We start from the raw sequence: 26,325 nt of genomic DNA, 5'->3' as shown, positions 1-26,325 counted from the left end.
AGTTTTAGTAAATATGCACGCTTTATTAATGGCGTAATGCAAACTGCATTACCAAACCTCATTACAGTGCTGTATTTTTTTAGCCGTTAGTGCGCTTACTCTCTTTATAAAGTCAGCATTATAAAACAGCTCCACTTACACCCAGTTCTCCGTATTGGAAATCAACGGTGACTCTGCCCTTTTGAATGATAAGCTGCTGCGTACAACCAAAAACAGACATAACATAGGTGTTTGCATCTTCAACAGGCCTAGCTAAGTCACCAATGCAAAAATAGTACTTGCCCGCTGGGAGCATTAATTGATACTGGCCGCTTTTATTCATTTCAGTTGAAGCGGCTACCACTCTATTCGCCAAAGTATGGGTTAAAGCAAAGCTTAAATGCGCTTCTGTTGTTCCATCTTGCCAGCTATTTTCTGCCTCTAGCGAGGCTTTAAACAGTGGCCATTTTTCGCTACTTATCGCCGCAATTTTGCCTTGGGTATAATACATCTTACCTGATCCAGAAACATCGCTAATATATTGAATTTTACCGCGAACATCACTTTCACCAGCTTCAACTATAACGTTATCCATTTCGTTTTCTCGCTTTTCGCAACCGACCATTAAAACGCATGTGTATATTAGAATACTTAACTTAGTTACCTGACCCATATTACTCCACATAATTTGCTTCAATAAATAGAAAGGGGCAGATTACTGCCCCTTAGTTGATATAACTTAATGTTGCTAAATTAGCAATATTTTACTCAACTGCACAACTTGGACGAGTACATGACAACGCAACTAAACGCATATCTAATGCGTTGATAACTAAGTCGTCATTCATATCACATTTTGCACCACAAGCACTGCCATCAACTGGCTTACCTAAGTCTTGACGAATTAGGTTAATATCATTTTTATCTAAGTCACCATCATTATCGGCATCGCCTTTAATTTGAGGCTGAGTAAGACTTAGAGTGATATCAACTGTATCAGTTGATGATAAACCACCAGCGTCGGTACATGTCATGGTGATTGTATGGCTTCCTTCTCGTAGGCGTTTTATACCATTAACCGTGCCTGTACCCAGCTCAGTAATTAAACTTAAACCGTTGCCAATATTACCGTCTAAGTTACTGGTCCACTGTACGTTGGTAATTGATTCGTCTTCAGCATCATGCGCGAACGCTTCTAACGCAATTGGCTGAACACCTATAAACGACGCATTATCAAATGGAGTAGTTATGTCACACGTAGGCGGTGTATTCGGTGTCACGAATGTGCCATCTGAATCATCTTGCGCAACATTAAAGCCCTCGCTTGCTTGCACTCGTAATAAGCCATCTGATGTTTTACCTAAGTCACCTAAATCAACCTCTAAGCTGGTGCCGACATAATCCGTCGCAATCGTTTCCCAAGTTGCTCCAGCATCAGGTGAGAATTGTACGGTATATAGTAAGCTATCCCCGTCTGCATCACTGCCCGTCCACATAAATGTGGTGCTTGGCGGATTAAGAATTTCTCCTCCATTCGGAAAAGTAACTTCAACAACAGGTGGATTATCGCTTGAGGTTAATGAGCCAATCACTGGACCTGACGGTTGTTTTTCAATTTCAAACGTCCAAATCGCAGGATCTGCCATTACAGGAATTAAAAACAGTGCTTTCGTGTTTGCTGAACTACCACCACCATTTTCAGAATCAGACTCAAGCAACATAGGTGTAAATGGAATGCGATTTAATTCCGCCCCCGTTACATCCTTAATGATCAAGTGATAATCACTTCCTGGTAAGCTTGGCGGCGTAATTGAAGAATCAATTTGAAAATGATTAATCGCATCAAATACCACTGTATCTAAATCAATATCAATAATACCGCGAATTAACATCCAATCTACTAATGCTGCTGTTGAGGCCTTCGCTGACATAAGCGCGGCATGCTTTACTTGAGCACGTTTAGCAAACGCATTTTTATCATTTACACTTGCAGGTGAAAATGTAGAGTTGATAAAGCTTCTTATCCCTTCATACGTGAAGTCTGAAGGCCAGCGGTAACCTGGACAATAACTCATCATTTCAAATGTTTGATTAGGATCTACAACACTATTACGTTGACTATCCCAACCAAATACTAACTTATCATCACCTGAGCCCATTGGGCCTAATGTTGCACGTTGAGAACCGCTTACCGTTGCAATGTTCGGAAACTCTGGACCAGAAAGCGAAGATACCGAGCCACATGGACCATTTTTAGACGTTGCATTCCCACCAACCAAGGCAAGATTTGTAGCATGGTGGCGTCCCATTGTGTGAGCTATTTCGTGCCCATGACGATTACGCCCATAGCTATTCCCATCTCTAATTACCCCTGTAGACACAGAGCCGGGGATCCCATTAGCAAGGCCACCATTACCATTACCGTTCACATCAACCAACGAACCTGTTTGATCTATAGCGCCATAATATAAACGGTCGCAACCAAAAACATTCCAGCAGAAATCTAAAAAGCGCATGTTAGATAAACTCGACAGTATATTTTGATCAACAGGTACACCTGCTCCCGCATTCAATGTGCCAGTGGTTCTATCAATTTTCGATGTAGGGAATGTGGCAAGTAAGCGCTTTTCTAGCTCGTTCATATCAGCGTTTGAACTTGCAATGGTGCTGCCGCCACTCGTATAAGATACTTTTACAAATTTAACTTCCAGCTCAGAGCCAGTGTTAAACGTTACTGTCGCCTTACAGTCATTCGCTGAAGGTCCTGCTTTTTCCATACAGTCTAACGTGCCACCTACACCTTCAAGCTCTAACTCTATGGTGCCAGTTAACCATGACTCTGGTAGTTGAAAGTTCAAGCTATCTGTTAATAAGTTTCTACGGCTAATGGCGTTTGGTTTAGCGATAATCGCACCACCCGAGTTACTTGCTGTAAGTGGTGACCCCGGAAGATCTACTCCACCACGAGTACCTTTTAAACGGGCGGTAGCTTTTACAGGATCAGTGCCATTTTTAGGCTCTAAATAAGTACGTACTAGTGTTTTTTTCTTCTCAACTAGCTTCACTTTATTCTCTAAATCTTGAATAACCTGTGTTACTTCCATTCCTACCAGCTTAAGTGGCTCACCTAAACAAAGTGCACCAATAAAGCTTGCGAACTCAGTAAAGTTATTCACTACAAATACTGCTCCACCACCAAATACGTGGGGGCCGTAGTGGGTTGCCGCATCACCTGCATCAAAAAATGGGGGATCTTCAATGGCTATCACGCTGTAACGGTCTAGCTCAAATGCTGCTGTTTTGGCCGATGAAATGGCATCACCTACTGTTGCCCCAGTATTTCTTGTACCGTCTGTAGACATACAATATGACTGAAAATCATCTTTTAGGGCTCCAACACCCGTTAGATGGCTGGTCGCAGCGTTGATACCATTACCCGGACCTGTTGATGACCTAAACTGACTCATGCCCTGCACTGCTGATATTGCAGCTTGTGCATCCGCTTCCGAGTCTATTAATGTGTAGGGGAATTCAATTCTGGTTGAGCCAGAAAACTGAACCACACTAATAGCAATGGAGCCATCACGAGGAATAACTAAAGGGTCTTGAATTGCAGCGACAATACCATTGCGCTGTATGTTCCAATCTGTGGAATTGATACTACCTGAGCCGTCTACAATGAAGACAAGATCAGTCGTTGCATGTGTGTTAAATGAAAACACCGCACTCAAACATAAGAGCAATGTTCCAATGTATTTTTTAAAACCTGTTCCAGACAATATACGCATTTTTATCTCCTTAATGTGCGTAATTTACCTACCTGAAACCAGCAAAAACTTTAACTACATAGCTGGTATTTATTTTTTGTTTTGTTCGTCATTATTTTGATTCTGTCACTGTTGCTCCATTTTGATCCATAAAGGTGATCGACCATGTTAAAGTGGGTGGTTCGTCGTTTGCTTGCCAACTTAATGTGACTAACTCACTGGCACTTTGACCTACCTCTAAATCACCATAATTCACTGTATTTGTTAATCCATTGGGCGTTGCCACCTCAACATCATAAAGCGTTGTGTTAGATATATTTTTTGCGATAAGTTCAAATTGAACGTACCCTTCTTCTTTTTGCTTAACATCGTACTGCAAGCTAATTGAAGCAGCACTCACGAAAGAAGAAACAAGCCCAACTGAAAGTACGCCTATTGCTATAAATGAGGATTTAAGTGTTTTATTGAATTCCATGTTCGCCTCCGAACGAGTTGATATTTTGCCAATTAGGCATTCCATTACTGCTTTCAACGCGTAAAATACTAACGCATTACACACAGCGATTAGCCCTATATTACTTACATATTAAGAATTAAGGCTAAACGCCATCATACATTTTTCATTTTTACATGCGCTGAAAATACGACCGAGTTGAAGCTAGCATCAGTAGTCCTAAGCCCCACAAATACAGCATGGTTGGCTCTGGAATTTGACCTCCACCAGAGTTTACATTCACCCTGCCATTTTGAATGGCCGTTGGCGTTAATAATGTTAAACCAGATGCATCTGAAATAGACTGTACTGCTACCGTCAGGTCACTAATGCCTGCTGATAACGCAGTAAATTCGATACTAAACAGCATAAAGTCTTCAGGCTGAAACGAATTTAGATCAGCTTCAGACTCAAATGAGGTTTCATCAACACTGACTGTTCCGCCAGCTAATGAATCATTTTGTAACGAGCCAAAACCTAAATCTAACCCATTGCCAAAAGTTAATGAGTTAAATTGAAGGATTGCTGAGTCAAAATCAAAATCTATATCAAATGCACCTATGCTTGGTGCTGCACCATTTCCAAGATTTAACGCCATGATTTCTATTTGAAAAACATCGTTTATATCTGGATTTAATGCACTGGGTTGAACTGAAATTTCAAATGCGGTGGCTTTCTGAGTTATGCCTGATATTCCTATTATCAAGACAGCCATTAAGCTCATTAATTTCCTAACTTGTAACATACAATAATCTCCTAGTGATGACACATAGAGCAACGCTTCAACTGCTTGTTACAATTTTCGATTGACCACTATCGACTACAAAATGTGTGACAGATTATTTGATGTTCATTATTTGGCTGGATACCGAGTGCGGTTTCAGCAATACCACAAGAACCCCAATATTGAGGCGTATACTCAAAATAATAAAATAAATTACCTGAAAGGTTTTTTTGGTTTACCTCCTTGTGTTTACTTTCAATCCTTAAGATGTCCTAGTCATTACCTAAGTAATTACATTTCGAATAGCGATGCGGTATTACACATTAAGAATAAGCCACACTGCCAAACTGTGCAATAAATAGGCAATTAATAAGCCAGTAAAATATACTATTGATTTTAAAATGTTTTTTTGTGATTTTTCGAAGAAGGCAGTGTTTTTTGTAAAAAAATCAGACGTGTAAATCGAGTGAAATTGTTTAAATTAATGCAATTTAACTACTTTGCCCACTTTTTAGGAACTAAACATTGGTTTTGAACAATTACTTTGGCGCATAATGCACTAAAAGTGACTTCAATGATCTTAATATATTTATATAGCTGGTTATTTATAATGAATGTTGCTTTTTAACTATGTTGTACCGTTAAATTTCTTGACATTATTTGTTAAATTTTAACAGATACAAAAATGCCGCTAATAAAAAGCGGCATTTTTCAATCAAATAAGCCTCTATCTAAAAGGCTCTGATTTTACAATTATAGTGATTCTGAGTGCTCAGAAAGGTACTTAGCTACACCTTCAGAAGATGCGTCCATACCTGCACTGCCTTCTTGCCAGCCAGCTGGACAAACTTCACCGTGCTCTTCATGGAATGCTAATGCGTCTACCATGCGTAGCATTTCATCAATGTTACGACCTAATGGTAAATCGTTAACTACCTGATGACGAACATTACCTTCAGCATCGATAAGGAAAGAGCCACGGAATGCAACGCCTGCTTCTGGGTGCTCAACATCAAATGCTTGGCAAATTTCGTGTTTCACGTCAGCAACTAATGTGTACTTAACTGGGCCAATACCACCTTCGTTTACTGGCGTGTTTCTCCATGCATTGTGCGAGAATTGTGAGTCGATAGACACACCAATTACTTCAACACCACGCTTTTGGAATTCTTCAAAACGCTTATCAAATGCGATTAGCTCTGAAGGACATACAAATGTGAAGTCTAGTGGGTAAAAGAATACTACTGCTTTTTTACCTTTAATTGCTTCATGAAGGTTATAAGAGTCTACAATTTCGCCATTACCTAGAACAGCTGCAGCAGTAAAGTCTGGTGCCTGACGGCCTACTAATACGCCCATTTTTATCTCCATTTTTCTTTATATATAAATAAAAGCCAGAAATTTAGTCACTAAATTTCTGGCTTGCAAAGAAGCTGACAAACTATATATAGCCAGATTTAAAAAAACCAAGCCATTAGTTAGAAAATTAATAATATCTAACAGAAGCTCGCTCAAGAAAAAGACAAGTCTTATTCAGCGTCTGTGTTAGACGCTGCGTTTTTCTCAGCTGACTCTTTAATTAGTGCTTGCAGTTCACCTTTCTGGAACATTTCAACGATAATATCGCACCCGCCAATCAACTCACCGTCAACCCATAGCTGCGGGAATGTTGGCCAATCAGCATAAGCTGGTAGCTCAGCACGGATATCAGGGTTTTGTAAAATGTCTACATAAGCAAACTGCTCGCCACATGACATTAGCGCCTGCGCTGCTTGAGAAGAAAAACCACAACTAGGTAATTTAGGTGAGCCTTTCATGTAAAGTAAAATTGAATTTTCAGCGATCTGCTGCTTAATTTTCTCAATGGTTTCCATTGCAACCCTCAAATAACCGATAAAATAGATATAGGCCATGAACATTACTCAGCAATAGTAAAAAATACAACAAGGTATACCTTGAAAATATTGAAAACGGCCTAATATGGTTTAGGGTATATAACAGTTCAATACTATGAGTACGTTGTATTACTTTACCGTTAATCAGAGTGTATCGCGGCCAAGTTATAAACTTAGGGCGATTTTAGCATCAAACGTATACTAAAGCGATGGCGCTTGATGTTACATCAACATGCTCACAGTATAAAAACCTATCGTTCAAGCATTGAAAAAATATTTACTTGAACGAATACAATGATCGAACATATTTGAATCACTAAATAAAGCCAACGGAGAAACACAATGGCCTTTGAATTACCAGCACTACCATATGACAAGTCAGCGCTTGAGCCACACATCTCAAAAGAGACATTAGAGTACCACTACGGCAAACACCACAATACGTATGTTGTTAAATTAAATGGTTTAATCGAAGGTACTAACTTTGAAGGTAAGTCATTAGAAGACATCGTTCGCTCTTCTGAAGGTGGCGTATTTAATAATGCAGCACAAATTTGGAACCACACTTTTTATTGGCATAGCTTAAGCCCGAATGGCGGCGGCGAACCAACTGGCGCAGTAGCAGATGCTATCAATGCAAAATGGGGTTCATTCGCAGCGTTTAAAGAAGCATTTAACGATAAAGCAGTAAACAACTTTGGTTCTAGCTGGACATGGTTAGTTAAATTAGCTGACGGCTCACTAGATATTGTTAATACTTCTAATGCTGGTACACCATTAACAGAAGATGGTGTAACACCGCTAATGACGGTAGACTTATGGGAACACGCTTACTACATCGATTACCGTAACGTCCGCCCTGACTACTTAAAAGGTTTCTGGTCTTTAATTAACTGGGATTTTGCAAATAAAAACTTTGCAGCATAATTTAAGTTAAACTATTTAAATAATAAAAACGCTCTATCAATTAGAGCGTTTTTTTATTCTTAGCACTCACCACACACTACATTATTTAAAAACAGGTATTTGTGATATGTCCATTGTTACTAGTCCAGCACATCAACCTCAATGCACAAACACCGTTCTGATGGTGCGACCTACTGACTTTAGTTTTAACAGCGAAACGGCTACAGACAATGAATTTCAAAACAAACCCGCATTGGGCCAAGAAAACGCTATTACACAACTAGCACTTCAAGAGTTTGAAGGCATGGTGAAGTTGTTACGCTCTCATGGTATTCACGTCATTGTGATGGATAAGCAAGATTTACTCCGAACACCTGATGCAGTATTTCCTAATAATTGGTTTTCAACAACAGCTTCGGGCGGTATACACCTGTACCCGATGAAGGCTGAAAATCGTCGTTTAGAAAGACGCTATAATCAACTCACTCAGTTATTAGTAAATCATGATAAAACAATATCGCATGTAACCTTTATTGGCCTTCCAGAAGAAAGCAAGCGCGTGTTAGAAGGCACTGGTGTACTTATTTTTGATCATAAGCATGCAACAGTTTATGCAGCACTATCAGAACGCTGCGATCCAATACAGCTTGCGAATTATGCAAAGTTAAATGGGCATACTGTGGTTGCCTTTGAAACTGCAAGCGCCAATGGAAAACCGATTTATCATACTAATGTAATGCTCAGTATAGGCGAACGCTTTTGTGTAGTATGTGACGAAGTAATCACCACAGAATTTCGTGGCAAGGTGCTAGAACAACTGGCTAAAAGAAAGCAAGTTATAACTATTTCAGAACAACAGATGTCTCAATTTTGTGCAAATATATTACAAGTAAAAAATGCCACTGATAAAGATTTTATCGTTATGTCTGAAACAGCTTACAATGCTTTCACAGATGCGCAAAAGGCTCAATTAAGTCAATTTGGAGAATTGTTGCCTGTTGCAATTCCAACCATTGAAAGTGTTGGCGGTGGTAGCGCACGCTGCATGCTGGCGGAAATATTTTTACCTCATTGTTAATTTTCAAAAATACGCAATGGATTGCACGATTATTAAAGTTAATGCCTACCAAGCACTTTTTTCAACTCACTTTTCAGTATACTTATGCTGTTTTGTTATTGAAAATTCTTAAATAAATTCCCTATTTATTCACGCAAAATCTGCAAGACCTACTACGCTTAAATTAAAGCCACATGCTTTTAAACAACTAAAAAATTTTGCGCTAAATAACATTTTTTTGGGGGCGATATGAGTATATTTGAGCATTATCAATCCAGATATGAAGCAGCTAAAGAAGAAGAGTATTCAATTCAAGAGTATCTTCAACTTTGTAAAGATGACCGAACCGCTTATGCCAGTGCTGCAGAACGACTGCTGATTGCAATTGGCGATCCGGAAATGATTGATACCTCTCAAGACTCTCGACTCAGCCGTATCTTTTCTAATCGTGTAATTGCGCGTTATCCTGCCTTTTCAGAGTTTTACGGCATGGAAGAATCCATCGAACAAATCGTGTCTTATTTAAAGCACTCGGCACAAGGGCTTGAAGAGAAGAAACAAATTCTATACTTGCTCGGTCCTGTGGGTGGTGGTAAATCATCCCTTGCTGAAAAACTAAAATACCTAATGCAGCAAGTACCAATATACAGCCTTAAAGGCTCGCCAGTTCACGACTCTCCACTGTGTTTATTTGATGTGTTGGAAGACGGTGAAATACTCGAGAAAGAATATGGTATTCCACAGCGTTACCTAAAAAATATTATGTCGCCGTGGGCAGCCAAAAGACTGCATGAATATAATGGCGATATATCACAGTTCAAAGTAGTGAAAACAACGCCCTCTATTTTAAATCAAATCGCTATTGCCAAAACAGAACCAGGAGATGAAAACAATCAAGATATCTCCTCACTAGTTGGTAAAGTAGATATTCGAAAGCTAGAGCATTATGCACAAGACGATCCAGACGCTTACAGTTACTCTGGTGCGCTTTGTCGCGCCAACCAAGGTTTAATGGAATTTGTCGAAATGTTCAAAGCACCGATAAAGGTGCTGCACCCACTGCTTACGGCAACTCAGGAAGGAAACTACAACGGCACTGAGGGACTTTCTGCCCTGCCCTTCGACGGCATCATACTTGCGCACTCGAATGAATCTGAATGGCAAACGTTCCGTAACAATAAAAACAATGAAGCATTTTTAGACCGCGTTTATATTGTAAAGGTACCTTATTGTTTACGTATTACTGAAGAACAGCATATATACGAAAAACTGTTGGAAAACAGTGAGCTAAACAACGCACCATGCGCACCAGGCACACTTGAAACCTTGTCTCAATTTTCTGTTCTATCGCGACTTAAAGCCCCCGAACATTCGTCAATTTATTCTAAGATGCGAGTTTATAATGGCGAAAGTTTAAAAGACACCGACCCGAAGGCTAAGTCATATCAAGAATACCGAGACTTTGCAGGAGTGGACGAAGGAATGAGCGGATTATCAACCCGCTTTGCCTTTAAAATTCTTTCTCGTGTCTTTAATTTTGATCATGCCGAAGTGGCCGCCAACCCAGTACATTTATTCTATGTGATTGAACAACAAATTGAGCGTGAACAATTTCCGCAAGAAACACAGGAAACCTATTTAGAGTTTCTTAAAGGCTATCTAACACCTAAGTATGTTGAATTTATTGGTAAGGAAATTCAAACCGCCTACCTAGAATCGTATTCAGAATATGGTCAAAACATCTTTGACCGCTATGTGATCTATGCTGATTTTTGGATTCAAGATCAAGAATACCGCGATCCAGAAACGGGGCAATTATTTGACCGAGCAGCGCTAAATGCGGAACTTGAAAAAATTGAAAAACCTGCGGGTATTAGTAACCCGAAAGATTTCAGGAATGAAATTGTTAACTTCGTACTTAGAGCAAGAGCGAATAATAATGGCAAGAATCCTACATGGACCAGTTACGAAAAATTGCGCACTGTTATTGAGAAAAAAATGTTCTCAAATACCGAAGATTTACTTCCTGTTATTTCATTTAATGCAAAAACATCGGTGGAAGATCAGCAAAAACACCAAGATTTCGTTAACCGTATGGTACAAAAAGGCTACACAGCCAAACAAGTTAGGTTGTTGTCAGAATGGTATTTGCGCGTTAGAAAATCGCAATAAAGCACTTAGCTCACTTGCGGAGGCATTATGACGCATTTTATTGATCGGCGCCTAAACGGCAAAAAAAAGAGCACTGTTAATCGACAGCGCTTTTTACGCCGCTATAAAAAACAAATCAAAAAAGCAGTTTCTGACGCGGTCGGCAAACGTAGTGTTACCGACGTCGATAAAGGCGAAAGTATTAGTATTCCGACTAGAGACCTATCAGAACCTATTTTTCACCAAGGCAAGGGCGGAAAAAGAGATCTCGTTCACCCGGGTAACGACCAATACGTTCAAGGTGATAAAGTAAAGCGACCTGTGGGCGGAGGTGCTGGAGGTGGTGGCGAAGGTGATGCCAGTAAAGACGGTGAAGGACAGGACGACTTTGTTTTTTCAATTTCCAAAGACGAATATTTAGATTTGCTGTTTGAAGACTTGGAACTGCCCAATTTAAAAAAGAATCAGTTAAACAAACTCATTCAGTATAAAAACGTTCGTGCTGGTTATTGCGCTGAAGGTGTACCCACTAATATCGATATTGTAAAATCATTAGAAGGTTCACTTGCTAGACGTATTGCTATGACAGCAGGCAAAAAGCGCCGTGTTAATGAAGCAAAACATGAACTAGAAGCATTATTAAAAAGCCCTACCGAAAACGAAGCAGATATACGAATCTTACAGAAAGAGATTGAAGAACTAGAAGCGAAAATTTCGAAAGTGCCATTCATTGACACTTTTGATCTGCGTTTTAGAAATTTTGATCGTCGTGCGGTTCCAACCAGCAAAGCTGTCATGTTTTGTTTAATGGATGTATCAGGCTCTATGGATCAAGCCACCAAAGACATGGCAAAGCGTTTCTACATTTTGCTATACCTATTCTTAACACGCACATATAAAAATATTGAAGTGGTTTATATTCGCCATCACACCCAAGCAAAAGCAGTAGATGAACACGAGTTTTTCTATTCGCAAGAAACCGGTGGCACCATTGTTTCAAGCGCACTTAAGTTAATGGATGAGATTGTCAAAGAAAAATATAATCCTGCAGAATGGAATATTTATGCGGCACAAGCATCAGACGGTGATAATTGGGCAGATGACTCTCCTCACTGTTCACACATTTTAGCCAATGCAATACTCCCCGTCGTGCGCTATTACACTTACATTGAAATCACTAATCGTGCGCACCAGAGCTTATGGCGAGAGTATGAAAAATTAATGCGTATTCATGATAATTTTGCAATTCAGCATATACAAAGCGTGGCTGATATTTACCCAGTATTCCGAGAACTCTTTAAAAAACAAGCAGCATAACCAAACGTCAATCTAGTTATGTTTAGTATTAAACTCAGCACTAAAAATAACTTGTTGGGGGGATTATGACCAAAAGAAAAATTGCTACAACACCTTTAGATGATGGACCAGACTGGACTTTTCCTTTATTACAAGAATATCAAACTGAAATTGCGCGCGTCGCTGAATACTATCGACTAGACACTTATTTAAATCAAATTGAAGTGATTACTTCTGAGCAAATGATGGACGCCTATTCATCAGTAGGCATGCCACTCGGATACAGTCATTGGTCGTATGGCAAAAAATTTATTCAAACTGAACAAGGCTACAAACGCGGACAAATGGGGCTAGCCTATGAAATTGTGATTAATTCAGACCCCTGTATTTCTTACTTAATGGAAGAAAATACCATGCCTATGCAGGCGCTTGTGATTGCGCACGCCTGCTACGGCCATAACTCATTCTTTAAAGGAAACTATTTATTCAAAACATGGACAGATGCCAGCTCCATCATCGACTATTTACTATTTGCCAAAAACTACATCGCTAAATGTGAAGAGCAACACGGTGTTGAACCTGTTGAGCAACTTATAGATTCCTGTCATGCACTAATGAATTACGGTGTAGATCGTTATAAACGCCCCCAAAAAATATCTTTACATGAAGAGCAAAAACGCCAAAAAGAACGTGAGGATTACATGCAATCGCAAGTAAACACTTTATGGAAAACATTGCCTTCAAGTAAAAAAGGAAAACAGAAATTAAAACAGCGTTTCCCCAGTGAACCACAAGAAAACATTCTGTATTTTATTGAAAAGAACGCGCCGCTGTTAGAGTCTTGGCAGCGCGAAATAATCCGTATCGTTCGCAAAATAAGCCAATACTTTTATCCCCAAAAGCAAACACAGGTGATGAATGAAGGGTGGGCCTGTTTTTGGCATTACACTATTTTGAATCATTTATATGATGAGGGACTGGTGACTGATAAATTTATTCTAGAGTTTTTACATAGTCATACTAATGTAGTTTATCAACCACCTTATAACAGCCCATATTATTCAGGTATTAACCCGTATGCGCTGGGCTTTAATATGATGATTGATATTCGTCGGATTTGTGAAAACCCAACTGAAGAAGATAAACGATGGTTTCCAGAGTTTGCTGGTTCTGACTGGCTAGATACAATGCACTTTGCAATGGAGAACTTTAAAGATGAGAGCTTTATAAGCCAGTTTTTATCCCCACGCTTAATGCGCGAGTTAAAGTTTTTTTGTGTTGAAGATGACGATACTAAGCAGCTTTTAGAGATTTCAGCCATTCATAACGATGAAGGCTACCGCATAATTCGTAATAAGCTATCGCAACAATATAACCTCAGTAATTTAGAGCCGAACATTCAAATTTATAACGTTGATGTCAATGGTGACCGCTCACTTACATTAAGATATGTGCCGCACGACCGTATCCCACTGTCAGAATCAAAAGACGAAGTAATGAGGCATTTGCATCAACTCTGGGGGTTTGATGTGAAGTTAGAATATGAGAATGACAACGGCAATATTGAACTACTTGCAAGATGTCCGGAAAAGCCAACATCACAAGACGAGTTAGATATATAATGCCCCAACTATTGAAACACAATGTTTAATATTAATGGCAAAACCAAATAAAAAAGGGCCGCAAACTACAGTCGCTGTATTTTGTGCAAAATGCGCTACTCAATTGTTTAAATATAGAAAAGGTGGGAAAGGCGCACTCGTTAAGTGTTTTAAAGAACGTATTGTAGAAGACTTTACTTTAGCCCCCTGTTTTTGTCCAAACTGTGATACGCAGTTTGCCAGAGATACCTTAATTCGCGGCACTCCGGCATATAAAATGATTGGCGGTAAAGTTTACGCTAAATAAAAAAGCAACCCTTAGGTCGCCTTTTCGATTTATTCCGCTCGTGAAATTAAAATCTATCCGTCTGTTTAACTTTCACTTTCTTCACTTTCAGCCTTTTTTGTGGACTTTTTAGCAGGTGCTTTTTTAGTGGTAGCCTTCTTTTTAGCCGTTTTCTTAGCTGCTTTTTTAGGTTTTTCTTCAACCCACTTACCGTCAATATATTTAGCCGTCCAGCCCGTTGCTTTACCGTCAACTTCAGTCATAACATATTGTTCTTTAGTTTTACGGCTAAAGCGAACTACGCTAGGGTTACCTTCATCATCCTTTGCTGGCGCATCAGCTAAATAATAAAACTTAGGTGAAATGCGATCTCTAAAACGCTGCAACTCTTCCACTTTTGGTGCACGCGTTTCTCTTGATTTAGGAAAACTTGACGCTGCTAAGAAGATACCTGCAGCACCGTCTCTTAACACAAAGTGCGCATCAGACTTTTCACATGGTAACTCTGGCAAATCAACTGGATCTTCTTTTGGTGGAGCCGCTTCGCCACTCTTCAGCAGTTTTCGGGTATTTTTACAACCTTCATTGGTACAGCCAAAGTATTTGCCAAAACGGCCCGATTTAAGTTGCATATCAGCACCACATTTATCACATTCGATAAGCGGTCCATCATAGCCTTTTATCTTAAACTCGCCCTTTTCAACTTCCACGCCTTCGCAATCTGGGTTATTACCACATACATGCAATTTACGCGTTTCATCGATTAAATAGCTATCCATCGCGGTACTACAACGAGGACAACGGCGCATATTTCGTAATGCTTCCGTTTCTAACTCATCTTCGTTTGCACTAACCGCATCATCGCCCGATACAAGATTCAGCGTTTGCGTACAACGCTCTTTCGGTGGCAGGTTGTACCCTTCACAACCTAGAAATACACCTGTTGAAGCCGTACGTATCCCCATTTTTCTGCTACATGCTGGGCAGTCAATATCGGTCATGACCATTTGATTAGGGCGCATGCCGCCTTCTTCATCTGGTTTTTCGGCCTCAATGAGGTTTTGCTTAAAGTCTTTATAAAAATTATCTAATACATTCCGCCAATCTAGCTCACCTTCAGCAATATCATCTAAATGCTCTTCCATATTCGCGGTGAAGTCGAAGCTCATCAAATCAGAGAACTTTTCGTCTAATCGGTCAGTCACTATTTCACCCATTTTCGCAGCGTAAAAGCGCTTATTTTCTTGGGTAACATAACCACGATCTTGAATCGTTGAAATAATTGCCGCATATGTTGACGGGCGGCCAATTCCTCTTTTTTCCAGCTCTTTTACTAACGACGCTTCGCTAAATCTAGCTGGCGGCTTGGTAAAATGCTGTTGTGGATCTAGTGCTTGTAATTCAAGCTTATCGCCAACTTTTACTTCAGGTAACAAATTCTCTTCATCACCTTTTTTACGGTTTGGTTTTTGCACTCTTGTCCAACCATCAAATACAACTACGCGACCTTTGATTTTTAATTCAAAGCGCTCTGCTTTTGTAATAATCGACGTTGAGTTATATTTTGCTGGTGTCATTTGGCAAGCAACAAATTGTCGCCAAATCAATTCATATAAACGCTGAGCATCGTTTTCCATGTCGGATAATGAACCAGCAGTTACGGCAACGTGAGATGGGCGAATTGCCTCATGCGCTTCTTGCGCACCTTGCTTACTACCATAACCAATTGGATCTTTTGGTAAATAATCGTCACCAAAGTTATCTTGGATATAGTCACGACAAGACGCTACCGCTTCTGAGCTTAAGTTAGTCGAGTCGGTACGCATATACGTAATATGGCCAGCTTCGTACAAACGCTGTGCCATCATCATGGTTTTCTTTACACCAAAGCCTAGACGGGTACTTGCCGCTTGCTGCAAAGTGGAAGTAATAAATGGCGCTGATGGCTTGCTTTGAGATGGCTTCTGCTCAATTGCATCAATAACATAATCAGCTGTTTTTAATGTCTCTAGAGCCGTATCCGTTTGTGCTTTATTAACGGGCTTAAACGTTTTGCCATGCTCTTTAGTCACCATCATTCGCAAGTCAGCCTTGCTGGCGTGCGATAAATCAGCATGAATATCCCAAAACTCTTCTGGAATAAACGCTTTAATTTCTCTTTCTCGTTCTACCACTAACTTTACAGCAACTGACTGCACTCGTCCGGCGGACAAACCACGCGCAATTTTTTTCCATAAAAGTGGTGAGACCATAAAACCAACAACGCGGTCTAGAAAACGTCTTGCTTGCTGTGCATGCACCCGCGAGATATTTAACTCGCCAGGGGTAGAGAATGCTTGGTTAATGGCTTTTTTGGTGATCTCATTAAATACAACACGTTTATATTTGTCGTCGTCACCACCAATAATCTCTTTTAAGTGCCAAGCGATGGCCTCTCCTTCTCTATCCAAATCCGTTGCTAGATAGATTTGATCTGCATTTTCAGCTAGAGATTTCAGCTCATTGACAACTTTTTCTTTACCGGGAAGCACCTCATAACGTGCTTGCCATTGCTTGTCTGGGTTAATTCCCATTCGCGCAATGAGCGCTTCTTGATCTTTCTTTTTCTTCAGTTCAGCTTTTTCTTCTTTAGACAAGCCTTTAGTGGTTTGCGCAGCCTTAGCGCCGCTTTTAGCCTGACCACTAGTTGGTAAATCACGAACATGACCGACGCTTGACTTCACTACAAAGTCTTTACCTAGATATTTATTTATCGTTTTAGCTTTCGCTGGAGACTCGACTATAACTAGCGATTTACCCATGTTAATCAACAGTTCCCGATTTATAATTCAAAATTTGCATATATTTATATGATACTAGAACAATAGCTATTACAAGCTTATATTTATTTTATTATCCAGACATTTATCAGCGAGTACAATAGGAGTATACTAATTTGCTTTGTATCGCTATGAATAGAGTAATAATAGAGCAAAAAATAACAGGCAAAACAAAAATAATAATAAAAGCCGTTTAAAATAGGAGCAAAACCATAAATGAAGCACTTTGAAGCAAATTTTGACGGCCTAGTCGGTCCTACTCATAACTACGCAGGTTTATCCTTTGGTAACGTTGCCTCACTTAGTAACGCTAAAGAATCATCAAGTCCTCGCCAAGCAGCCAAACAAGGGCTGCAAAAAATGAAAGCGTTGCATGATATGGGCATGGTTCAAGGTGTATTGGCCCCTCAAGAGCGCCCGGATATCTTTGCACTACGTCGCTTAGGCTTTTCAGGCTCTGATGCTAAAGTGTTAGAAGATGCCGCTAAGAAAGCCCCACAAGTATTTAGAGCATGCTGTTCTGCGTCAAGCATGTGGACAGCAAACGCGGCAACCGTTTCACCAAGCGGCGATACTGCTGACAATAAAATTCATTTTACACCCGCTAACTTAACCAATAAGTACCATCGCTCACTTGAGCCTGTTACCAGCGGTAATATTTTAAAAGCGATGTTTAACGATGAAAAGCATTTCGCGCATCATCAGCACTTACCAGATAACGAGCATTTTGGTGACGAAGGGGCCGCTAATCACACGCGTTTTTGTAGCGAATACGGAGGTGCGGGTGTAGAGTTATTTGTTTTTGGACGCTATGCATTCGATGCTAGCAAGCCTGCACCAACTAAGTTCCCCGCTCGCCATACATTTGAAGCCTGCGAAGCTGTTACTCGCTTACATCAATTAAATGATAATAATATTGTTTATATGCAGCAAAATCCTAATGTAATCGACCAAGGTGTTTTTCATAACGACGTAATTGCAGTAGGTAACCAAAACGTGCTGTTTTATCATGAACAAGCATTTTTAAATACACAACAAGGGCTTGATGAAATACAGCGCAAAATGGGTGATACTCAAATGCATTTCATTAAAGTTGACACTGCTGATGTATCAGTGGAAGAAGCAGTAAAAACTTACTTGTTCAACACTCAAGTCATTACGTTACCTGATGGACATATGGCCATCATAGCGCCAACTGAATGTGAAGAAAATGAGCGTGTGCACGCCTATCTACAATCATTGGTAAACATGAACACGCCAATCAAAGAAGTGAAATACTTTGACGTAAAACAGAGTATGAGAAATGGCGGAGGCCCAGCATGCTTGCGTTTACGCGTAGCAATGACCGAACAAGAAAAGAACGCACTTAATCAAAATGTATTAATGTCTGAAGCGTTGTTCAGCACACTTAATTCATGGGTAGATAAACATTATAGAGATGCGCTATCGGAAAATGACTTGCGCGATCCTCAGCTATTAATTGAGTCGCGTACAGCGTTGGATGAATTAACTCAGATATTGAAGTTAGGTTCGGTTTATCCTTTTCAACTGTAAAATAAACCAAGTTCAACTAACGTTATATTTAACGTTAGTTGATTTCCTCATAATCTATACACATTATCTTTCATCATCAACTACTCTCTCGACTGAACTACCTTCAACTGAACACCCGAAGCCAGCTCATCCTGCTTGTTTTGTCCTCTTTAATTAATGTATTTGATTGTGGGCTCAATAGGGAGTAGATAATAAATATCGTGCAGAAAAAAATAAAAAGCGAAATAGGCTAAGCCTAAACTTAACCTATAGCGTAAGAGAAAAATTTATAGTCTTAGAGAGTATTAGGATCTGGGCATTCCAATCCACCATCACCCAGAGGGTTTTCTGGAGGTGGAGCGCCTTCTTTCTTAGCATCATCAACCAAGTAAGTTAATTGAACTTCTCTTGTGCTCACTGACTCACTTCCACTCACTTTACCTGAAACAGAGAGATCTCCTTTAACCCAAACCCCGTACTGTTTAGGATAACGAAGCTCAATTAACGCAGCTCCTTGTTCATTTGTAATTACCTTACTCGAAATAGTCCAAGGAGTACCAGGTGTTATAAAACCATCATTATTAGCATCTTCTCCAGCATCAAGAATACCATTACGGTTCACGTCTTCAGATGGAAATTCATTACCTGGTGCAGATAAAGGTAGGTAAGAGTCAAATTCACCATCTTTGTTCTTCTGGCACCAAGCACCCAGCTCATATGAGATAGGTACAAACGAAACTGTTAACTCTTGGTTCGCGATAGCATTACCATCAGCATCTGACGCAAACACCACATAATCTTGTAAATACGTAGTCTCTTCATTTTCCACTTTAATTACTGATGATGTACCAAAACGGAAAAATAATGCTCTATCAGCAACGGTAATAGATGCACTGTCAGACTTATTTGAAACACTTTCAGTGGCTGTAATTGTGACTCCATTATTTGCTGAGATAGAGTTAGAGGTATAAACTGAAGATGCGATCCCCTGAGAGTCAGTTGTATCTGAAGCTGGTGATAAGCTTCCCCCGCTCACATCATCTACAGAAAAGTTTATAGTTTTATTTTTAACTAAATTGCCCTCGTTATCTCGCACAATTGCTGTAACTGTACTTGTTTCGCCGCTAGGACCAATTGAAGCAGGGGACAACTGAACATTTATCGAATCAACATCAACCGCTACAAATTCAACTTCAACTTGTGTGACCAATTCCATTTCATTACTACCCTGCGCAACCGCTCTAACTAAAGCAGGACCAGACGTAGTTGACGATAAGCTAATTTCTACATTCCCGTCTTCATCCGTACTTTTTACATTGGTTACCGTACCTCGAGTGGAAGTAAATGAAATAGACTCCCCTTCTACAGGCTCACCATCTTTTAACCAATTAAGCGTTATCATACTGCTTTTGTTTAATTCAAGCTCTTTACCTTTCGCATTTACAAAAGTGAATACGTCCGATTGAACATCAATGGTGATTGTGCTACTTACACCTAAACCTGAAACCGTCAAAATGTCTTGCCCACTATTTGTACCGGTGTAAGAAATTGTTGCCTGTCCCGCAGAGTTTGTTACTGGCGTAGCATTATTAATTGCATTACCGTTTTTAGAGGTAATAACCAACGGCACACCTGAAAGAGGTATCCCTTCAGAGGTTGTGACTAATGTAGTTACTGTAATTACATCATCTAATACCGCTGATGATTGCGCATTTACGTCAATGCCAGTTCCTACAACATCAACAATTAAAGAAGAAGAGGTTGTGCCTACCGTAGCAGAGACTGTAATCGTTCGGTTTTGAGGGTTGTTTTTCGTCGTTAAAATTGCCGTAGCCTGTCCAGAATCATCTGTTGATGCTTGAGTCACTAATATTTCAGCGTCATTATTAGCTGAAAAGCTCACATTTTGGTTGGCCAGCAAATTGTTATTAATATCTTTAACAAGCACCGTTAGCTCAATTTTATCATTAATACCTGTATTAAGCTGAAGCTTATCTGCAAGTAGATTTACTTCTCCAATTGCAATATTTCCAACAGGGAAATCACCTAGCGACTCTAGACCAATCGTAGTTTGTTCGCCTGTTGAAAGCGATATAGTTACTGTTGCAGCGCCACTCACAGTCGTAGGCGATACTTGGATCGTCGCTACACCATCAGCATCTGTAATTGCTTTCAAGTTTTCTTTCGAGAAAGAAAACAGCGTGCCATCTTCAACTGAAAAGCTAACGACTTTTCCAGATTGAACTGCACCGCTTTGGTTTGTGACTTTGACGGAAATTTGGACTGGATCGTCAAAAGAGACGACTCTTGACTCATCACCACTAGTTACGCCTGTGGCAGTAACAGAAAGTACGAATGTTTCATTTCCAGTAGTACCTCCCCCGTTGTTATTGTCTTTAGAAAGGGAGCCCCCTCCGCCACACGCTGCCAAAATCATTGAAATAAATATAGCCCCAAATAGGCGAATCATTTGCATGAAACTACTCCCTTGCAAAATTATTGTTTGTAATTATTAGAGCGCTATCTTAACTCAATATTCTTTCTTGCGTCATTATTAAGTTAAAAAAATTAACAATTCTCACTGAAAAAATATCCCGAGACTGGTAATCTACGCTTTTATACAACAACAAAAATAATCTAATTACTTATTTTTATATGAGTACATCTATGACTTCAAATAAAAAACTAGGTCTTACCACACGCATACTGATTGGTATGGGTTTAGGTATAACGGTTGGCATGTTCTTTAATCTTCTGACTGACAGTGGCCAAAACCCGCTTGCGTTAGATCTTGGCGTTTTTACTTTTTCTGTAAAGGAATTTTTTGTAGACGGTATTTTTAATATCGGTGGGCAAATATTTGTATCAAGTTTGAAGATGCTTGTGGTACCTATGGTGTTTGTATCACTGGTATGTGGTACTTGTTCGTTAAACGATACCTCTAAGCTTGGCCGATTAGGCGGAAAAGCCGTTGGCTTATATTTACTAACCACAGCGATCGCTATCACTACTGCGATAACGCTTGCCCTGATTGTATCACCAGGCGTCGGCGCGAATTTAACAGCTGATGTTAACTTCACAGCTAAGGAAGCACCATCATTAGCACAAGTATTTATTGACATGTTCCCAACTAACCCCATTGATGCTATGGCAAAAGGGAACATGTTACAGGTTATTGTTTTTGCATTGCTTTTTGGCATTGCACTAGCATTATCTGGCACTACCGGTGAACGTTTAAATACATTATTTTCAGACTTAAACGTTGTGATCATGAAGCTGGTTACCATTTTAATGAATTTAGCACCCTATGGTGTTTTTTGTTTAATGGCAAAGCTATTCACAACGATTGGCCTCGGTATAATTATAAAACTTTCACTGTACTTTGGGTTAGTTTTAGCGGTGTTATTTATACATGCACTAGTGGTTTACCCTGTCCTACTGAAGATGCTTACTGGGCTAAATCCTGCTATTTTTTTAAAGAAGATGAAAGATGCAACACTGTTTGCGTTTAGCACATCTAGTAGTAATGCAACTATGCCGGTAACACTAGAAACAGCGACTAAAAAGCTTGGTGTAAAAAATAGTATTGCATCTTTTACTGTACCGTTGGGCGCAACTATCAATATGGATGGCACTGCAATTATGCAAGGTGTTGCCACGGTATTTATTGCGCAAGCCTTTAATGTAGATTTAACAGTGTCTGATTATTTAATGGTAATCTTAACTGCAACTCTAGCTTCAATTGGTACAGCAGGCGTTCCTGGTGTAGGGCTAATCATGTTAGCCATGGTATTGCAGCAAGTTGGCTTACCAGTTGAAGGGATAGCACTAATTATAGGTGTAGATCGCTTACTAGATATGACTCGTACCGCTGTGAATGTAACCGGTGACTGTATGGTTTCATGTATAGTGGGTAAATCAGAAAAAGAATTTGATGCGAACGTATTTAATAACCCAGCAGCAGGTACTGAAGCTGAGTCGGTAGATTTCCACCATTTACACGGGAGCTCAGAAAAAGCTTAGTAAGACGATGAGGCTGTAACGAGTTTTACTGCTCTCTATTGTTCTAAAAGAGTTACATAATATGTATCTTTTCTACGCAATAAGCACCTTTTCGATGCTTATTGCGTGGTCTTTCTAGCAATCACTAATTATCGTCACGTTTAATAACGATTTATGCCTTGTTGAAAAACCTTATTCCATACGTGATCAATGGCTTTTGTGAACGGAATATTCAACTTGTCGGCCAGTCCTTTTTTCTCGCTATACTTAATAGCAAAAATCATCTTATCCTTTTGATTCATTAAATAATCATCACTCGTTATTAATTCGTCTACTAATCCCTTTTCTTTCGCTAGGGTGCCAAACCAGTGCTCACCAGTAGCAACTTCTGCTATATTGAGCGACGGTCTATTTTCTTCAACAAAGCGTTTAAAAAGAGTATGTGTCTCTTCAAGTTCTTCACGAAATTTTGCTCTTCCAACTTCCGTATTTTCTCCAAACATCGTCAGAGTACGCTTATATTCACCAGCAGTTAATTGTTCAAATTCAATATTGTTCTTTTGTAGTAGTTTGTTGAAGTTTGGTAATTGTGCAATAACACCAATTGAGCCTAAAATTGCGAACGGGGCCGCTACTACTCTGTCAGCTACACATGCCATCATATAGCCACCACTCGCGGCCACTTTATCAACCGCAACAGTTAGCTTAATACCTGCGTCTTTAATGCGTTTTAATTGCGATGCTGCAAGGCCATAACCATGAACCACACCTCCTCCACTTTCTACTTTTACTAATACTTCATCTTTTTCATTAGCGAATGTCAAAAGTGCCGTTATCTCTTCTCTTAATGATGCGACTTCATGAGCGTCGATACTGCCTTTAAAATCGATTACGAATAATCTCGATTTATTTTCTAGTGCTTTCTTACTTTCTTTTTTTCTTTTCTTCTCAAGCTGTTTTAATTCGTCTTTGGACAGGATTTCAGCCTCTAGAGAGTGCTTAACATCTTCAAAATGCTCAGAAAGATTTTCTAATTCAAGTTCACCACTTTTCGCTTTAGGTTTTGCCGTAGCACCCACCACAATACCCACAATAACTAATACAGTTAATACTATTGTTACCGCCTTCGCGAAAAACAAACCATAATCATATAAAAATTCCACTTTTTATCCTTTACTTCATCACATACAAGTTCATTGAACTAATATTGGGATATTTATAAAAATAAAAAGCCCGGACTAAGCCGGGCTAATATATAAAGCAATTTAGTTGTTTGAACTAGATGTTAGTTTCCAGCAACAACCTCTGAGTCAGTTACAGAAATCACTTTAGCACCACTAGCAAAATAGGTAGCAACTTGTTGCTGCATTTCAGCAGTAGCCCGTGCACTCATCGCAGCATCTGGTGAAGAGTCACGTGTGCGCGGGTCAAGAATAGAGCTATGATGACCTTTAGTAAACCTTACAATGCCAGACACATTACCTTCAGCAACTGCTGTAGTGTCAGAAATGCCATTCAACATCATAATACCTGCCAATGGCTCGGTGCCGCCAAGTGGCGTGTTGACTGTTTGGTTTGGAATAACTTGGTCACTTAAGTTTTGGTCGCCGTCACCTACAACCTCAATCATATGCACTGGTGTTTCATTCACCACAATATGTTGAGCGTAGTTGTTAGGATCGCCCGCATCAATAACAGTTTGCGCTGCAAAGGTGAAGCTAGCCATCGTGCTTGATACTTGCGCTAACTTCGCTGATTCACCATTAGTAACAAGTTGAGTTAAATATGCATCTGTTTGACATGCAGCATATGCTTCAGCACTTGCGGCAAGTGGAATACATGCAGCGTCGGGTTGGTTTTCTATAAATGCTGCTAATTCAGCAGAAATATTATCCCCAGTACCAAGTAACACTGAACCTTTCACGAGATCACCAAATGAACCAGACTCAATAAGCAATGGAGCAATCCCGCCTCCAGGCATCGCTAAAGAGGCAGCTTTAACCTGATAAGATGCATCCAACATTGGCACACCAGTTGGTGCATTCGTCACTGCAGTAAATTTAGTAGATGAAATAGCACCTAAAGAGTGACCTAGCACATACACTGTACTGCCATCTACATCAGCCCCGGTCGTCATATTTAAACCAAGACGTAATGCTAGCATGTCAGACACACTTTGGCGTAAATTATCACGACCGATTAGTAAGTCAGCTAAATTTAAATAATGAGTAGCAGAAACGGTTGACGCATTTACTTCATCAACACCATCTCCAGTTAAATCAAACCCGCGAGAACCATGTAATGGGTGATCAATTGCAACTGTTGCAAAGCCTTGCAAAGATAATGCGCCAGTAATTGCTAGCATATCTTCTTTTTTGGAAGTGATACCATGTTGTAGCATAACAACTGGCCAGCCTGCTTCCGGCATTGTTAACGGCGACAGCCCTAAAGATGCACGAACACCATTCATCATGGTCATGTCAGGCGTTGTCATTTGCACATCAAGCGTCTGTAGGCTTTTCACCTCTGGAATAGTGTTATATTTTGTCAAATGTCTAGCTGTATCAACACCTAAATCACGTAACGTTCCACTACTTACCAGCTGGCAGAAGCCATCGTTTTCACTTACTGGCTGCTGTGGTATTTCTCCACCTTGAGCAACAAAACCTGCTAAAGTCGCGGCACTATCACAGGCAGCACTCCAAGGAGTAAAGTTAACACTAGGATTGCCTTCAGCATCCAGCTCAAGTGTAGGAGTACCTAAATAGTAAGGAACCGTAATACTACCTGAGTACAATTGTGCCGTTTTAAATACAGCTGAATTGGGATCGGTAGGGTCTAATAGTTGCTGTGAAACAAGCGCATCAAATACAGTTACACCTGTATTTGTTACTGAAACAGCAGGCATTTGTGCTGGATTTGCAGCCATTAACTGCTTCACAGTTCCAAGCACATTACCAACCGATTGCGTTGTCATCGCTGATGTATAAATAATGGCTTCTTTATCTACACCAAAGCTTTGTACTATATTTTCATAATTATTAATAACTTTTTGTAGACCAAGCTGAGCTTCGGTTGCCAATGGTTTAGTTTCAATATCTTGTTTTACTAAGCCATAGGTTGAAGAAGGTTGAAGTGCATTACCATTGCTATCACTTAACTGATTAGTTAACGCAACAATATAACCCGTCGCAGGTTTAAGCGGCTTCAGTGGAACAACCGCTACGCCACTGCCTTGAGCCTTGGTCACAAAATCAACGCCAAACGTAAGCTCTGCAATTGGCTTACATGGTAATCCAGCTTGTGGAGCCGCTTGACACTCTGCATCAGCACTCAATGGGCCAGTCAGCTCTACTTCATAAATTCTTACCGAGCCTGGCTGTTGCGCAGAATCAGCATTAAGTGAAACGCCTTGGTCGAAAGCTAAATTAATCACAAATGGGTTTTGAGTCGACCAACCATCCAATGCACCCAGTGCAACAGCCGGATCAGAATAGTCAGGCGCCATGCCTGCAGCTATTGCTGCTGATTCGTCTGGCATGTTTAATGTGCCATCGGTAGTGCCACTAAATAATAAATCGTTCGGCGCAGATAAAACACCATTGGAAGGATCGAATAGAACTCGAGATGCTGCTACAACAGGCTCAGAGTTATTTTTAACATCTTCTAGGCTTTCTCCACCGCCACAGCCTGTCAGGCCTAGAGCACTTGCTATCGAAATGCTCAATAATAGCTTTTTCATTTTTTCTCCCCAAAATGCAGATATTTTTGTTCTTTTTCTGATTTATATTTTATATGGTATAACACCTTAGACCA

At 40.0% G+C, this 26,325-nt stretch carries 18 protein-coding genes; 8 read left to right on the top strand and 10 right to left on the bottom strand.

The window, feature by feature from the left end:
- Positions 1 to 118: 118 nt before the first annotated feature.
- From HUU81_RS05880 to HUU81_RS05855, 6 genes are all read right to left on the bottom strand, one after another.
- Positions 119 to 574 carry a hypothetical protein gene (locus HUU81_RS05880; RefSeq protein WP_199611334.1) on the bottom strand — a complete coding sequence of 152 codons (456 nt, stop codon included), beginning with the start codon at positions 572 to 574 and terminating at the stop codon, positions 119 to 121.
- A 169-nt stretch (positions 575 to 743) separates the two neighbouring features.
- Positions 744 to 3,767, bottom strand: a complete 3,024-nt coding sequence (locus HUU81_RS05875) for a DUF1194 domain-containing protein (RefSeq protein ID WP_199611333.1) — start codon at positions 3,765 to 3,767, stop codon at positions 744 to 746.
- Positions 3,768 to 3,858: 91 nt separating this feature from the next.
- The gene (locus HUU81_RS05870) at positions 3,859 to 4,221 is read right to left on the bottom strand and encodes a dihydrolipoyllysine-residue succinyltransferase component of 2-oxoglutarate dehydrogenase complex (RefSeq protein ID WP_199611332.1); all 363 of its coding nucleotides are present in this window, start codon (positions 4,219 to 4,221) and stop codon (positions 3,859 to 3,861) included.
- A 151-nt stretch (positions 4,222 to 4,372) separates the two neighbouring features.
- Entirely contained in the window at positions 4,373 to 4,984 is a 612-nt protein-coding gene (locus HUU81_RS05865) for a cohesin domain-containing protein (protein ID WP_199611331.1), read from the bottom strand.
- A gap of 732 nt (positions 4,985 to 5,716) precedes the next feature.
- The gene (locus HUU81_RS05860) at positions 5,717 to 6,322 is read right to left on the bottom strand and encodes a peroxiredoxin (protein WP_199611330.1); all 606 of its coding nucleotides are present in this window, start codon (positions 6,320 to 6,322) and stop codon (positions 5,717 to 5,719) included.
- Between the two features lie 170 nt (positions 6,323 to 6,492).
- The gene (locus tag HUU81_RS05855) at positions 6,493 to 6,837 is read right to left on the bottom strand and encodes a Grx4 family monothiol glutaredoxin (RefSeq protein WP_199611329.1); all 345 of its coding nucleotides are present in this window, start codon (positions 6,835 to 6,837) and stop codon (positions 6,493 to 6,495) included.
- Between the two features lie 363 nt (positions 6,838 to 7,200).
- Between HUU81_RS05855 and sodB the strand changes: the two genes are divergently transcribed.
- The 6 genes from sodB (at position 7,201) to HUU81_RS05825 (ending at position 14,176) form a co-directional block, all read left to right on the top strand.
- Entirely contained in the window at positions 7,201 to 7,785 is a 585-nt protein-coding gene (gene sodB, locus HUU81_RS05850; protein WP_199611328.1) for a superoxide dismutase [Fe], read from the top strand.
- A 106-nt stretch (positions 7,786 to 7,891) separates the two neighbouring features.
- The gene (gene ctlX, locus HUU81_RS05845) at positions 7,892 to 8,842 is read left to right on the top strand and encodes a citrulline utilization hydrolase CtlX (RefSeq protein ID WP_199611327.1); all 951 of its coding nucleotides are present in this window, start codon (positions 7,892 to 7,894) and stop codon (positions 8,840 to 8,842) included.
- A 228-nt stretch (positions 8,843 to 9,070) separates the two neighbouring features.
- The gene (locus HUU81_RS05840) at positions 9,071 to 10,993 is read left to right on the top strand and encodes a PrkA family serine protein kinase (protein ID WP_199611326.1); all 1,923 of its coding nucleotides are present in this window, start codon (positions 9,071 to 9,073) and stop codon (positions 10,991 to 10,993) included.
- Positions 10,994 to 11,020: 27 nt separating this feature from the next.
- Positions 11,021 to 12,289, top strand: coding sequence for a YeaH/YhbH family protein (locus tag HUU81_RS05835; protein WP_199611325.1), 1,269 nt, complete (start codon positions 11,021 to 11,023; stop codon positions 12,287 to 12,289).
- A gap of 65 nt (positions 12,290 to 12,354) precedes the next feature.
- On the top strand, positions 12,355 to 13,890 hold the full coding sequence (locus HUU81_RS05830; RefSeq protein WP_199611324.1) for a SpoVR family protein: 1,536 nt from the start codon (positions 12,355 to 12,357) through the stop codon (positions 13,888 to 13,890).
- Positions 13,891 to 13,924: 34 nt separating this feature from the next.
- Positions 13,925 to 14,176 (top strand): hypothetical protein, encoded by a 252-nt coding sequence (locus HUU81_RS05825; RefSeq protein WP_199611323.1) that lies wholly within the window; start codon positions 13,925 to 13,927, stop codon positions 14,174 to 14,176.
- A 65-nt stretch (positions 14,177 to 14,241) separates the two neighbouring features.
- Here HUU81_RS05825 and topA read toward each other — a convergent pair whose 3' ends face one another.
- Positions 14,242 to 16,956 carry a type I DNA topoisomerase gene (gene topA / locus HUU81_RS05820; RefSeq protein ID WP_199611322.1) on the bottom strand — a complete coding sequence of 905 codons (2,715 nt, stop codon included), beginning with the start codon at positions 16,954 to 16,956 and terminating at the stop codon, positions 14,242 to 14,244.
- A 234-nt stretch (positions 16,957 to 17,190) separates the two neighbouring features.
- Between topA and astB the strand changes: the two genes are divergently transcribed.
- Entirely contained in the window at positions 17,191 to 18,528 is a 1,338-nt protein-coding gene (astB, locus tag HUU81_RS05815) for an N-succinylarginine dihydrolase (RefSeq protein ID WP_199611321.1), read from the top strand.
- A 274-nt stretch (positions 18,529 to 18,802) separates the two neighbouring features.
- On the opposite strand, the gene HUU81_RS05810 is transcribed toward astB, so the two are convergent.
- On the bottom strand, positions 18,803 to 20,983 hold the full coding sequence (locus tag HUU81_RS05810) for an Ig-like domain-containing protein (protein WP_199611320.1): 2,181 nt from the start codon (positions 20,981 to 20,983) through the stop codon (positions 18,803 to 18,805).
- Between the two features lie 191 nt (positions 20,984 to 21,174).
- On the opposite strand from HUU81_RS05810, the gene HUU81_RS05805 reads away from it, so the two are divergent.
- Entirely contained in the window at positions 21,175 to 22,530 is a 1,356-nt protein-coding gene (locus HUU81_RS05805; RefSeq protein WP_199611319.1) for a dicarboxylate/amino acid:cation symporter, read from the top strand.
- Between the two features lie 140 nt (positions 22,531 to 22,670).
- Here the strand turns inward: HUU81_RS05805 and sohB are convergent, their stop codons facing one another.
- Positions 22,671 to 23,672: a protease SohB gene (gene sohB, locus HUU81_RS05800; RefSeq protein ID WP_199611318.1), complete on the bottom strand. Its 1,002-nt coding sequence runs from the start codon at positions 23,670 to 23,672 to the stop codon at positions 22,671 to 22,673.
- Positions 23,673 to 23,794: 122 nt separating this feature from the next.
- The gene (locus tag HUU81_RS05795; RefSeq protein ID WP_199611317.1) at positions 23,795 to 26,251 is read right to left on the bottom strand and encodes a VolA/Pla-1 family phospholipase; all 2,457 of its coding nucleotides are present in this window, start codon (positions 26,249 to 26,251) and stop codon (positions 23,795 to 23,797) included.
- Positions 26,252 to 26,325: the final 74 nt, after the last annotated feature.

Source organism: Flocculibacter collagenilyticus (assembly GCF_016469335.1).
Classification (GTDB): Bacteria; Pseudomonadota; Gammaproteobacteria; order Enterobacterales; family Alteromonadaceae; genus Flocculibacter; species Flocculibacter collagenilyticus.
This window is presented reverse-complemented; position numbering and strand designations above follow the sequence as displayed.

Bases quoted from the DNA above. Each gene is read 5' to 3' on its own strand.
- sodB (WP_199611328.1), top strand. From the start codon at position 7,201: ATGGCCTTTGAATTACCAGCACTACCATATGACAAGTCAGCGCTTGAG.
- HUU81_RS05805 (WP_199611319.1), top strand. From the start codon at position 21,175: ATGACTTCAAATAAAAAACTAGGTCTTACCACACGCATACTGATTGGT.
- ctlX (WP_199611327.1), top strand. From the start codon at position 7,892: ATGTCCATTGTTACTAGTCCAGCACATCAACCTCAATGCACAAACACC.
- HUU81_RS05795 (WP_199611317.1), bottom strand. From the start codon at position 26,251: ATGAAAAAGCTATTATTGAGCATTTCGATAGCAAGTGCTCTAGGCCTG.
- HUU81_RS05810 (WP_199611320.1), bottom strand. From the start codon at position 20,983: ATGCAAATGATTCGCCTATTTGGGGCTATATTTATTTCAATGATTTTG.
- HUU81_RS05865 (WP_199611331.1), bottom strand. From the start codon at position 4,984: ATGTTACAAGTTAGGAAATTAATGAGCTTAATGGCTGTCTTGATAATA.
- HUU81_RS05825 (WP_199611323.1), top strand. From the start codon at position 13,925: ATGGCAAAACCAAATAAAAAAGGGCCGCAAACTACAGTCGCTGTATTT.
- HUU81_RS05835 (WP_199611325.1), top strand. From the start codon at position 11,021: ATGACGCATTTTATTGATCGGCGCCTAAACGGCAAAAAAAAGAGCACT.
- astB (WP_199611321.1), top strand. From the start codon at position 17,191: ATGAAGCACTTTGAAGCAAATTTTGACGGCCTAGTCGGTCCTACTCAT.
- HUU81_RS05860 (WP_199611330.1), bottom strand. From the start codon at position 6,322: ATGGGCGTATTAGTAGGCCGTCAGGCACCAGACTTTACTGCTGCAGCT.
- HUU81_RS05880 (WP_199611334.1), bottom strand. From the start codon at position 574: ATGGATAACGTTATAGTTGAAGCTGGTGAAAGTGATGTTCGCGGTAAA.
- HUU81_RS05855 (WP_199611329.1), bottom strand. From the start codon at position 6,837: ATGGAAACCATTGAGAAAATTAAGCAGCAGATCGCTGAAAATTCAATT.
- HUU81_RS05840 (WP_199611326.1), top strand. From the start codon at position 9,071: ATGAGTATATTTGAGCATTATCAATCCAGATATGAAGCAGCTAAAGAA.
- HUU81_RS05870 (WP_199611332.1), bottom strand. From the start codon at position 4,221: ATGGAATTCAATAAAACACTTAAATCCTCATTTATAGCAATAGGCGTA.
- topA (WP_199611322.1), bottom strand. From the start codon at position 16,956: ATGGGTAAATCGCTAGTTATAGTCGAGTCTCCAGCGAAAGCTAAAACG.
- HUU81_RS05830 (WP_199611324.1), top strand. From the start codon at position 12,355: ATGACCAAAAGAAAAATTGCTACAACACCTTTAGATGATGGACCAGAC.
- HUU81_RS05875 (WP_199611333.1), bottom strand. From the start codon at position 3,767: ATGCGTATATTGTCTGGAACAGGTTTTAAAAAATACATTGGAACATTG.